This is a genomic window from uncultured Ferrovibrio sp., assembly GCF_937960835.1.
Taxonomy (GTDB): Bacteria; Pseudomonadota; Alphaproteobacteria; order Ferrovibrionales; family Ferrovibrionaceae; genus Ferrovibrio.
Map to the genome: position 1 here is coordinate 49,146 of NZ_CALGPC010000004.1, position 12,040 is coordinate 61,185.

At 61.2% G+C, this 12,040-nt stretch carries 11 protein-coding genes; all 11 read right to left on the reverse strand.

Annotated elements, in window-relative coordinates:
- Positions 1 to 37: 37 nt before the first annotated feature.
- The gene (locus tag Q0603_RS03805) at positions 38 to 1,132 is read right to left on the reverse strand and encodes an ABC transporter substrate-binding protein (protein WP_298722310.1); all 1,095 of its coding nucleotides are present in this window, start codon (positions 1,130 to 1,132) and stop codon (positions 38 to 40) included.
- Between the two features lie 38 nt (positions 1,133 to 1,170).
- A complete protein-coding gene (locus tag Q0603_RS03810; RefSeq protein WP_298722311.1) occupies positions 1,171 to 2,604 on the reverse strand; it encodes an amidohydrolase family protein in 1,434 nt (477 codons plus the stop codon).
- Positions 2,601 to 4,967 carry a xanthine dehydrogenase family protein molybdopterin-binding subunit gene (locus Q0603_RS03815; protein ID WP_298722313.1) on the reverse strand — a complete coding sequence of 789 codons (2,367 nt, stop codon included), beginning with the start codon at positions 4,965 to 4,967 and terminating at the stop codon, positions 2,601 to 2,603. The genes Q0603_RS03810 and Q0603_RS03815 overlap by 4 nt, the downstream gene beginning before the upstream one ends.
- A 334-nt stretch (positions 4,968 to 5,301) precedes the next feature.
- Complete coding sequence (locus Q0603_RS03820; protein WP_298722316.1) at positions 5,302 to 6,216, reverse strand: helix-turn-helix transcriptional regulator; 915 nt, start codon at positions 6,214 to 6,216, stop codon at positions 5,302 to 5,304.
- Positions 6,213 to 6,716 (reverse strand): (2Fe-2S)-binding protein, encoded by a 504-nt coding sequence (locus Q0603_RS03825; protein ID WP_366132442.1) that lies wholly within the window; start codon positions 6,714 to 6,716, stop codon positions 6,213 to 6,215. Before Q0603_RS03825 ends, Q0603_RS03820 begins: the two co-directional genes overlap by 4 nt.
- A 9-nt stretch (positions 6,717 to 6,725) precedes the next feature.
- A complete protein-coding gene (locus Q0603_RS03830; protein WP_298722319.1) occupies positions 6,726 to 7,586 on the reverse strand; it encodes an FAD binding domain-containing protein in 861 nt (286 codons plus the stop codon).
- Between the two features lie 82 nt (positions 7,587 to 7,668).
- Positions 7,669 to 8,370: an orotate phosphoribosyltransferase gene (locus tag Q0603_RS03835; protein WP_298722322.1), complete on the reverse strand. Its 702-nt coding sequence runs from the start codon at positions 8,368 to 8,370 to the stop codon at positions 7,669 to 7,671.
- A gap of 15 nt (positions 8,371 to 8,385) precedes the next feature.
- Positions 8,386 to 9,735: a hydantoinase/carbamoylase family amidase gene (locus tag Q0603_RS03840; RefSeq protein WP_298722325.1), complete on the reverse strand. Its 1,350-nt coding sequence runs from the start codon at positions 9,733 to 9,735 to the stop codon at positions 8,386 to 8,388.
- The gene (locus Q0603_RS03845) at positions 9,648 to 10,718 is read right to left on the reverse strand and encodes a dihydroorotate dehydrogenase (protein WP_298722330.1); all 1,071 of its coding nucleotides are present in this window, start codon (positions 10,716 to 10,718) and stop codon (positions 9,648 to 9,650) included. The genes Q0603_RS03840 and Q0603_RS03845 overlap by 88 nt, the downstream gene beginning before the upstream one ends.
- A complete protein-coding gene (locus tag Q0603_RS03850) occupies positions 10,622 to 11,398 on the reverse strand; it encodes a dihydroorotate dehydrogenase electron transfer subunit (protein ID WP_298722332.1) in 777 nt (258 codons plus the stop codon). Before Q0603_RS03850 ends, Q0603_RS03845 begins: the two co-directional genes overlap by 97 nt.
- Positions 11,399 to 11,670: 272 nt before the next feature.
- Positions 11,671 to 11,934, reverse strand: coding sequence for a hypothetical protein (locus Q0603_RS03855; protein ID WP_298722335.1), 264 nt, complete (start codon positions 11,932 to 11,934; stop codon positions 11,671 to 11,673).
- Between the last annotated feature and the right edge of the window lie 106 nt (positions 11,935 to 12,040).

A 12,040-nucleotide genomic window follows, 5' to 3' on the forward strand; every position in this document is an offset into this window, starting at 1 on the left:
TGCCGGCCGCCGTCGCTACAGAAGTTGATACCGACATTTACTTGCCGATCGCCTGAGCCTTCTTGATCACCGCATCGACATCGAACTTGCCGAAATCGGGGACGAAGGCGTTGGTATAGAGCCTGGACAGATCGATATTCGGATCCTGCACCATGCCGTTCTGCACCAGAATCTCCAGGCTGGTCTTCCAGCTCTGCTCGCCAAACGCGCCATACTGACGGCTCGCGTGGTCGCCAGGCGGCATCTTGGTGGCAAGATTTGCCTTGAGAATGCGGACGCTGTCCTCGAGATTCTTGGCCATGTCTCCCGCCGTCGGGCGGGTCTCGGGATACTTCTGCCACATCATGGTGACACATCCGGCAGGATTGGCGTCGCACGCAACCATGCCCTTGGTATAGGCGCGGCCAAAGCGACGGATCAGATCCGGATTGTCGCGGATGGTGTCAATATGGGTGGCGAAGCTGTTGCCGGAGAGAACGCGGTATTTCTCAGGCAGCGGAATGCGACGGATTGCAATGCCGTCATTTTCCATCTGCGCATGCACGACATCGAACTGGTTGAGCGCGTCGATGCGGCCGGTTTTAAAAGCATTGATGGCAGAGGCTCCCTGACCGACGCCGATGATCTTGACGTCCTTTTCGGAATCGAGGCCCGCCTCCCGGAGATAGGAACGCGTCACCGGCACATTGCCAACACCCAGGCCAATGACACCTATGGTCTTGCCCTTCAGATCAGCCAGGGTCTTGATCGGGCTGTCGGCAGGCACCACCATTTCCCAATTGTAAAGACGCGTGACGTTATAAAAATACTGGATCGGCAGCGGATCCTTCCCCTTGTCATGGGAAATGATGACTGGATCGGGGATCGGGTAGCCGATGGTGATCGCCTTGGAGGCGATCTGCGGCATGAGCACACCCGTGCTGTCGAACTGAACCGTCTTGATTTCAATCCCTTCTTCTTTGAAGAAGCCCAGGGTTTCCGCCAGATACATGGACGCATTGGCCAGGCCGACGCGCGATGCCGTGCCATATACGACCTGGTCCACCTTCTGTGCCGCCGCCGGCATTGAGAAGAAGGCGGCGAAGCAAATCGCAGAGATTGCGGTCCGCCTGAACTTGATTGACGCTTTCATACCCTGTCCTCCTGATAACTATTAACCCCCACCACACATCACGCCATCTCAAGCGAAAGCGGCGCAATCTCATCCGCGCTGCGTCCTGCAGCGTCGCGTTTTGGAACATTGGCCATGGCCTGGAGCTGCCCTTCCTCGACGATCCTGCAGGCGGCATCGACATCTATGGTCAGCACCTTGCCGCCCTCGACCACCTGCCGGCCATCGACGAACACGTCACGCACGGCCCGGCTGCCGGCATTGAAGATCAGGCCACGCAGCGGATCGCGATTGGGCACCATCGCCGGATGACTGAGGTCAACCAGAACGATATCCGCCTTTGCGGCCGGCGCGAGACGGCCGATATCGTCGCGGCCAAGCGAGCGGGCGCCGCCAATGGTGGCGGCATGCAGCACATCACTGACGCTGGCGAGGTTGACATGGCCGCTTTGCATCTTGGCCGCAAACAAAGCCAGGCGCATTTCATCGAGCATGTTGTGCGGTGTGGTATCTGTGCCCATAGCCATCGGCACGCCGGCCTGGACATATTTGCCGAAGTGGTGCAGTGCCGCACCGCGATAGGCGAAAGTATGCGGGCTGTGAATGACCGTCACTCCAGCCTTGGCCAGAATCTGCAGGTCTTCCTGCTGTGGCCAGTGCAGCCAGGGGTGATGATCAAGGAAGATGCCGTGAGCGATTGAGGTATTCGCATCGAGCACGCCGAGCTTGTTCAGATATCCGACCGGCGTTAATCCGTGGCGGCGGATCATCTCATGGAATTCATGCACGCTCTGGCACAGATGCGTCTGAAATGGCAGCCGATGCTGCTTTGCCGCCTTGTATGCAGCCTGCAGCAGCTCCGGCGTGCAGGTTTCCGCCTGTGCCGGCATGACGATGCCCCCCATCCGCCCGGATGGATGCCGTCGCGCCGCCAGGCAGACCTCGATGGCCCGCTGCATGCCACGCTCGCCGCCGGCTTCATCCCACTGATACTCGACGCGATGGCCGTTGACCGTCTGCCACGCCGCCGAGCGGAACATGGGAGCCACATAGCCACGGATGCCGGTATCGGCGATGGTGTCAAGCCAGCCTTCGTAGGGCAAGGCCATGTCGGCGACAGTGGTGCAGCCGCTGAGCAGCAGTTCCGCTATTGAAAGCCGCGTGCCTGCGGGTATGGCCTGCGGTTCAGGCCGCACGACATACAAAAATTCGTAAAGCCGCGACATGTAGAGCAGCGGGCTGCCGAGTTCCTCGAAAAAGCCTTTGGCCAGCGCCTCGGTGCCGATATGGCCATGGACGTTGACCAGACCCGGCATTGCCATCAGACCGGCGCCATCGATGATGCGATCCGCCCCTCCCGTCCATGCCGAGCCGACATGGATAATCTGCCCATCTTCGAAGGCGATATCGGCATCCCGCAGATATCTGTGACGGCCCGCCGCCTCATCCCAGGCGACAACCCATGATGCATTCCTGATCAATGTGCGGCTCATGCCGGCACCTTTTCGTCATTGCTGCAATGAATGATCTCGAGCAGCTCCTCCGGCATGATCGGAAGGCTGGTTACGGTCCTGCCATAGTCGGCCAGGGCATCGTTGACGGCATTCAGCACCGCCGCGGCAGCAGCGCAGGTTCCGGCCTCGCCGGCTCCTTTTGCGCCAAGCTGCGAGCCGGCATAGGGTGTCTCGACATGGGAGATGCGAATATCGGGCATCTCCACCGCCATCGGCACGAGATAGTCCGCCATGGTGGCGCTTGTCAGCTGCCCCTCGCTGCTATAGCGGCAGCACTCATAAAGCGCATGGCCGATCCCCTGAACCACGCCGCCGCGGATCTGCTCATCGACCAGCAGCGGATTGATCACTCTGCCGCAGTCCTCGACAACCCAATGGCTGAGCAATTTGACAAAGCCGGTGCCGGGATCGATCTCAACATGGGCAGCCTGCACGCCGTTGGTCGGCAGGAAGTTATCGCGGGTTCTGCGATACTGATGGGTCAGAGCAAGCTCGATGTGGCAATCCGGCGGCAGTTCATGCGGCCGGTAGTAGGCAATTTCGGCAAGCTGACGCAGGCTCATGCGCGGCTGCCCTGAAGCGATCTCGACGATGGCCCCAGCTTCCAGCTTGAGAGCAGATGACGGCAGCTGCAGCAGCTCGGCAGCCATGGAGAGGATATTGGCCCGCAGCCGCTCCGCTGCCTTATAGGCAGCCTCGCCGCCGATCGCGGCGCCTCGCGAGGCCCAGGCGCCGCCGCCGCCCGGCACGCTGGCTGTATCGCCGGTATATACAGTCACTGCAGAGAGCGGCACGCCCAGGCGATCGGCGATGATCTGCTGCACGCCCGTCGCAGTTCCCTGACCCTGGTCGGTTACGCTGGCGTGGCAGACGATTTCACCGGAAGGATCAACCCTTAAGGAGACACTGTCGATGGCGGAAACAGGAACCTGGCCGCGGCCATAGACTTCCGGACCGGTCGCCGTAAGCTCGACATAGCTGGCAATGCCAATTCCCTGCAGCCGTCCCTTCTTGCGCATGGCGGCACAGGATTCCGCCAGAGCCTCATAATCCATCATGGCGACAAGCTTATCCAGGCAGGCCTGGTGGGACATGTCGAACAGCACGACATCGGCCGGCGATTTCCAGCGTTCGGAAGAGCACGGCACGAAATTGCGCCGGCGCAGCTCTATCCGGTCGACGCCCAGCCGGCGTGCGGCCTGGTCGACCAGCAGCTCGGTCAGCGCCGTAGCGACCGGATGGCCAACGCCGCGGTATTGGCCCGCGGGCGTCTTGTTCTGGAACACGCATCGCACCCGGCCATGGAAGACCTCGAACCGGTAGGGCGAGCCAACCATGCGGGTGGCGCCCATCGCCTCCGCCGGGCCGCCCCGCGGAAAGATCGAATAGGCGCCCATGCCATGCAGATCATCGACGGCAAAGCCGATCATGCGCCCGTCTCGCGTCAGGGCCAGCCTGCCGGTGATGACATGCTCGCGTGCATGAGCGTCGCTGGTAAAGGACTCCAGCCTGTCGGCGACATATTTGACAGCGCGCCCGAGCAGCCGGCTAGCCGCACAGACTGCCACTTCATCCGGATAGACATGCAGCTTCATGCCGAAGGCCCCGCCCACATCGGGGCAGATGACCCGGACACGCCCCATCGGAAGCCTGAGCAAATCGGCATAGTGCGCCTGCATCTGGTGCGGCACCTGGTGCGACTGGTACACCGTCAGCGTCTCCGTCTTCGGCTCGAAGATGGCGACAATGCTGCGTGCCTCCAGCGTCACACCGGTCTGCCGGCCGGAATGAAGGGTTTGCTCCACGACCACTTCGGCAGCCGCGATGGTTGCAAGCGCCTGAGCAGATCCCATCTCCTGCTCGAAGGCGATGTTGCTGCCGATTTCCTCGTGAATGACGGTCGCATCCGGCTTTAAGGCATCCGCAAAACTGATAACGGCCGGCAATTCCTGCCAGTCGGCGACGATATGCTCCAGCGCGTCTTCAGCTTCGGCCCGGCTTTCCGCCACCACGATGGCAACCGGCTCGCCCTGATAAAAGACGCAATCGCCGGCGAGCGGTGTCTGCACCGGGGAGCGCAAAGAGGCAAAACGCGCCAGCACGCCGCGCCAGCCATCGCATACCGTTGCGATATCAGCCGCCGTATAGACGGCAACTATGCCCGGGCATTGCCTCGCTGCAGAGACATCCAGCTTCAGGACGCGGGCATGGGCATAGGGACTGCGAAAGAATGCGGCATGCAGCATGCCCGGCACAGCTATGTCGTCGGTATAGCGTCCCTGCCCCCGAACAAGACGGGAAATTGCCGTGCGCGGTAGCGAAGCGCCAATCAGTCCGCTCAAGCCCCCGCTACTGTCTCGCATCAGTCCCCCCACTCATGCCCCTTCGCGGCATGGCACATTCGCAACGGGCAGGCACGCCAGTTCATCGCCACAAGCCGCTGCAGCAATCGATTTTCTGCAACTGCAACATGAAGTCAATGATCAATCTCTTTTTTTAGACGATTTGAATTATTTGTACGTGGTGCCGAACTTTCGGGCAGCTGAAGCCTGCTCGTTGGGCAACGCGCGAATGCCAAAGAGGCAACAAATATGTGGGGAAAGGCGGCCTGAATACGCAAAGGATACTTATGCGACCGCATCCATCGGCGGATACACGCGTAAGTGCGCGAGACCCTCAGTTCCGCTTGCTGCGCTTCAACATCTGACGCAGCAGCGCAGCACCGCGCGTGCCCTTGATGGCCCGCCGCCACAGATCATCAGCGAACTGCGTGTAGAATTGCACTGCCTCTGGAGACTCCGTCACGGTTGCAATGCCATTGCGGATGTTGGGCAGTTCGCCAAGGCGAAACGGACTGACGGCAAGCCTGGCGCCTGAGGGCGACTGGAAGATCTGAAAGGTAACCCCCGGCAGCGTTTCCTCCACCAGGCCGATCTGCACCCCCATCGGCTCATCGTCCATCAGTTCCGCCAGATGCTTCAGTTCCTGCCGCGCCAGTTCAACCCGTTCAGCCTTGACCTTGGCCGGCAAATCCAGCCGGCCGACCATGCCCAGGCTGACAAAACGCTGCAGCTCGGAAAGACTGACAATGCTGACGATGCTTGGCCGGCGGACGCTGGCGTTTTCCTTGCGGCCGGCAAGGACGGCAAGACAGTTTTCGACTTCCTTTAAGGCCATAGACCGATTGATGCCCTGCTTCGGAATCGCCTCAATCAGCATCTGCCGAAGATGATCGGTATAGGATGGCGACGTCAGCAGATAGGAAAACGGCTCAAAATGGGCGATCACCTTCTCGCTCTCCATTTCGAGCTGCCGCATCCTCTCGAAATAGCCCGTCGCCCGCGCGTAATATTCGACGCCAACCCCCAGCAACGACGCGACCGAAGTGCCCAGGACATGAGCCAGGCGCTCCAGCGTTTCAATCTTCACCACATGGCCGGCCTCGATGCGATACATCGCCGCCCGGGACACCCCAAGGCGCTCTGCCACCTCCTCCGGCGACAATCCGGCCCCCAGGCGATAAGCCTTCAGCCGCTGTCCAATTTCGTAAAATCCCCCGGCAGCTCCACGAACCTTTTCTATTTTGCTCAAGCCACTTCTCCGTCGGCTTGCATGTTTGCCAGTCGGGTATCTAGCACCGTCCCAATAGCATCGACAATCGCCTCATAGCCCGTGCAGCGGCAGTAATTTCCGGAAATCTGCTCGCGGATCTCCGCCCGTGACATTGGCCGCGGATTTCGCAAAAGCTCTACCGCGGTTGCCAGCATGCCGGGCGTGCAAAAGCCGCATTGCAGGGCATTGCGGGCCACGAATGCCTCCAGAAGGTCATTGACGGCTTCATCCTGGGCCAATCCTTCGACCGTCTGCACTGACAGACCATCGATTTGGGCGGCAAGCATCAGGCAGCCGCGCACGGCGCGGCGATCCACCAACAGCGTGCAGGCACCGCATACGCCATGCTCGCATCCGACATGCGATCCAGTCAGCCCCATATCCTGCCGCAGGAAATCCACGAGGTTCTTTCGCACCGGCACCGAGCGGCGAACTGTCTCCCCATTGAGGGTAAAAGTGATTTCGGTCATCTCAGTCATGATAGCGCCTCATAGCGGCGAGGGAGCGAGCTGCTCAAGCGCACGTTGCAGTGCCGTCCGCGCCCAGATCAGCCGCGTCCTTGCATCTCCCTGGATGTCGCCGGCGGCACAAATGTCGGCTTCGAAGGCGGACAGCACGTCGTTCATGCGCTCCGCCGTTTGGACGTTTGCGCAAATCTCTGCCGTACGAGTGGCCAGGATGGGGCGATCAAGCAGGCCGAATGCAGCAATACGGTATTCAGGCAGGCCGCCTGCAGGTGCCGGCCTGCGCACCACCGCAGCTCCGGCCAAGGCAAAGTCACCGTGGCGCCTGGCTATTTCGTAGAAGCCGCACTGCACCGGGCCGACAATGGGATAATGGATTGCAATCAACATCTCCTCGGCCTGTCGAGCGGTTTCATACAAGCCGAGGAAAAAATCCTGCGCCAGAACCCGGCGCCGGCCCGCTTGTGAGGCCAATTCGATTTCGGCGCCAAGCGCCAATGCGCATGCCGGCATCTCCGCAGCAGGATCCGCCAAAGCCAGGCTTCCGCCGATCGTGCCGCGATTGCGGATGGCCGAATGAGCGACATATGGCAAGGCCATTGCAAGCAGCGGCAGGTGCTGCGCTATACGTCCATCTGCCATAATATCGGCATATCGCGTCAGCGCGCCTACCGTGCACCAGCCGTCGACAAAGGCGATGCCTGCAAGAGCCTGCAGGCGATTGATGTCGATGACGACATCCGGACTGGCCACCCGCATGTTCAGCATCGGCATGAGCGACTGTCCGCCAGCCAGAATCTGAGCTGCGTCGCCATGGGCCGCCAGCATGGCCACAGCTTCCTCGACACTGTCGGGACGCAGATACTGAAAACGCGGCGCCTTCATGAGAAAGCATCCGTTACACAAGCAAAAGTCGGCATCACAACCTCACCCCGTCGACCCCTTCCCGTCCATCACCCCATCGCCTTCAGTTCCTGGACACCGGCATGCCGCCGGCAGGCGGCGCGCCAATACCCCCATGACTGGCCGACCAGCCCACGGGATCGTCCAGGAACGTCGTGATAGCATCGAGCGTGGCTTTATCGAAATATTCATCGCTGCGCGCGACCTGCAGGACATCCTTGCAGTTGGCCAGAGAAATCAACGCAAGCTCCTGCTGCTGCAGCAACTCCTTGGTGCCCGGAAAAATGTCATAGCCGAATATGACGAAGACATGGCTGACGACGGCGCTGGCCTGGCGCAGCGCTGCGCAGAAGTTGACCTTGCTGCGCGCATCTGTCGTCAGGTCCTCGACCAGCAGGACACGCGCTCCGGGCGCAAAGTCTCCCTCCATCTGGGCATTTGGACCAAGGCCGATTGGCCGTTTCCGGATATAGACCATCGGCAAATCAAGCCGATCAGCAAGCCAGGCTGCAAAGGGAATACCAGCGCTTTCGCCGCCTGCCACGACGTCCAATCCGCCCGGCGGCATTTCATCGCGCAGCCTTTGCAGAGCAAAATCCATAACCTGCCGACGCAGGTCCGGATAAGAAATCAGCTTGCGGCATTCGATGTAGATCGGGCTGGCCCAGCCTGAGGTAAAGAAAAACGGCTGCACTGGATTGTATTTGACGGCCCCGATACGCAGAAGTATGCGAGCGGTCTGTGCGGCAATCGTGGCTTTATCCATGGATGTGCGATTCCGTTAAAGGGGCGTGCGCAGCATATCGTACAGCAGCCCGGCGCCGGCAATAAAATCCTCCAACTCCATCGATTCGTGCGGATTGTGCGAGCCATTGGCATTGCGCACAAAGATCATCGCCGATGGTATGCCGGCATTTGCAAACACTGCCGCGTCGTGGCCGGCGCCGCTTGGCACGGTTTCCGTCGGCAGGTTGTGCTGTGCCGAGATGCTCAGCAGCCGCCGCACCAGCCCCTCATCCATGCGGGCCGGCGCGGAATAGATCCTGCGGTCGAATTCGAAGCTGACGCCGCGGTTGCGGCCGATCGTGGCCGCCTCGGTCTGCATCAAATGATAGAAAGCCTCCAGCGTATCGTGGCTTTGGCTTCGGACCTCGAAGCTGAAGTCCACTTTACCCGGAATCCGCGATATCGCATGCTCTTCAGGAGCGGTTGCGATGATGCCGGTGGTCACGACCAGATCAAGCCCCCGCTCGAGCAGGACCCGCCAATGCTCATCCAGCCTGGCGATCAGCTCCGCAACAGCGAAGACCGCGTCGCGCCGCAGCCAGCGCGGCACCGCACCCGAATGACCCGCTTCGCCCAGGCAGGTGATCGTGCCGTGGCGGATATTGCCCCGGATTCCGGTGACCACGGCAGTCGGCAGATTGCGCGCTACCAGGACTGGCCCCTGCTCTATATGCAGTTCCAAATAGGCGGCAACGTTCTTGACATCGATCAGAGGCTCGCCGGCACGAATACGGCCCAGATCAGCCCCCACAGCCGCCAACCCATCGGCAAGGCGCGTGCCATCGTCGCGGCGCCTGCTGTCGAGATCCTGCTCGTCGAGCTTTCCGAGCAGGGCGCTGGAGCCGATATAGGCCTTGCCATACCAGGCACTTTCCTCGCCCCGCAACGCGATGACACGGGCAGGCTGCGGAGGCGTAATACCCTCTGAGCGCAACTGCATCAGGCAGAGCAGTCCGGCGATGATGCCTGCTGCGCCGTCATAATTGCCGCCCCGCGGCACCGAGTCGAGGTGCGAGCCGACCCAAATCGCAGGCCCGCTTCGGTAATCGGGCAGATCGATCATCAGATTGCCCGCGGCATCGCGGCTTGTCACCAGTCCGCTTTCTGTCGCCACGCCGGCCAGATATTCAAGCGCCGCAGTCTCGCCCTTGCCGTAGGCATCGCGGGTGATGCCCACGCCGTCATAACCGAGCCCGGCCAGCCGATCGAACAGCTCTTGCGCCCGCGGCAAGAGGGCCGCCAAAGGGGAAGCGGCTATCATGACGCAGCTGCCGGCAATGAAGCGTCGTCGAGCACCAAGGCACCGACGAGATCCTCTATCCTGGCAATACCCCGCCTGCAGCAAAACGTCGCCAGTCCATCGATTATCTCCGGCGTAGCATTGGGATGCAAAAAGGTTGCAGTCCCGACCTGGACCGCGGTCGCGCCGGCAAGAAGATACTCCACGGCATCCTCGGCCGTGCCGATCCCCCCGCAGCCGATCACCGGAATCGAGACGGCACGGGCAGCCTGATAGGTCATGCGCAGGATGATCGGCTTGACCGCAGGACCAGACAGCCCGCCCATGATGCTCCCCAGACGGGGACGGAACGTATCGGCATCGACAGCCATCCCGAGTATCGTATTGGCGACGACCAAGGCATCGGCACCGGCGGCCTCCGCGGCAGATGCAACCGCTGCAATGTCGGCCGTATTCGGCGTCAGCTTTACCCAAAGGGGGAGTTCTGTCGCCGCCCGCAGCCGGCGCACCACCGTCTCGGTACTGTCCGGCAGCATGGCAAAGGCGCGACCATCGGCTTCGATATTCGGACACGAGATATTGGCCTCGATCGCCGCAATGCCCGGCACGGTGAGCTCGCGCGCCAATTCCGCGAACTGCTCGGCCGTCGGCGCCGAGATGCTGACAATGAGAGGGGGGCGGTATCGCCGGTAGAAAGGGAGCGTATCCGAAAGGAAAGTCGCAAGCCCTTTGCTGGGAATGCCGATCGAATTCAGCATTCCCGACGCCGTTTCCGCCACCCGGGGCGTGGGGTTGCCGCTGCGATAATCCCGGGTGATCGTCTTGGTAACGAAGGCGCCCAGCCGGTTGAAGTCGAAGACCTGCTCCAAGCCCTCGGCAAAAGTCCCGGAAGCCGGCATGACCGGATTGGCCAGCGTGAGCCTGCCGATGCGAACACTGAGGTCCACCTGCGGCTCGCGCGAGTCTGTTTTCACATCAGCAAGCCTCGACGTCATGCCAAAGCCTCCTGAAGATTGAATACCGGCCCCTCCCAGCAGACCCGCCGCTGCGCTATCTTGCCGTCCTCGCGGAACGGCCGGACGCAACAAAAGCACATGCCAAGACCGCATGCCATCTGCTGTTCCAAAGCGACCTGCCCTGGAATCGCATGGGTCTCGCTGAACCGCTGCAGCAATCTGAGCAGCCGTTGCGAGCCACACACGAAGAAGGCGTCGGCAAGCCGGGATGCAATCAAGCGATCCAGCAGTTTTTCCACTTCCTCAGGCGCACTCGAGCCATCGCTGTCATAGACAGGCAGGACACGGGCACCGGTATTCTGAAAACGCTCGGCAGACATCAACAAGTCCGGTCGGCGAGCGCTTAGGATGGCGGTCACCTTAATCCTTTGCGCCGCCGCCGCCTCAGCCAAGGGCGCAAGCGTTGCCAGGCCCACGCCGCGCCCCACAACGACTATGTTTTTCCACGACGGATCGAGCCTGAAGCCGCGCCCCAAGGGGCCAAGCACATTGAGCTCTTCGCCTGGCTGCAGCGCGGCCAGGGCACGCGTGCCCCGCCCGTTGACCTTGTAGAGAAATTCAAGGCGCCCGGAGCTGGGGTCCGCCAGATAGGCGCTCATGGGCCGACGGAAAAAAGGAGCCAGCATCCCCATCTCGCCCGTGCAGAGCAGGTGAAAGAACTGTCCCGGCCGAGCCAGCGTCATCGGGCGCTCCGCCTGCAGCACCAGATGTCGATATTCGCCGGTGACCGCCGCATGGGCGAGAACCGTCAACGACCGCTCGCATATCGCCCGCTCGCCCCCTCCACCACATCCTCCCAAACCGTCCATATGACGCCCCAGTATGCCCGGCACCCAAAAAAGATACGACGTCTCATTTTTTAGATTTCGACACAGACCCGGTCAAGGCTCAATTTTGCAACCCAGCGCATCCGCGCTTTGCCAGGAGCGCCATTACTACAGGTAGATGGAACGCGCTGTAATCCGAACGAAGAGACGAGCTTTCCACAGCGCTTTTCGGCAACAAAGGATGCCGCGCTCAAAATTCAGTCCCGGATCGCCTCCATTTGAGGCAGGCGGCTTAAGCGCTGATCGGAAATTATGCGCTGATTGCGTCCCAAATGCTCAGCCGAACGCGTCTCATACATCAGGCGAGACACATCGGCCGGCAGCGCATCGAGCGGATCGGTGGTGCTGTTGATGCCGCCAAGCCATCGATTGGCGATGAGAAACTTAGCAATGGCATTCTGCCTCCTCCGGCTCAGGCGGGGACGCTCCAGACGTATGGAGCACGATTGCTGCATTGCCATGATTGCTGCATTGAGGTGACGGAGGCTTGCACGACGCGCATGCGCCTTATAGCCGGCGCAACCGTCATGCCCTACCACCAAAGAAGGGAGCTGGATGCTCCAACGC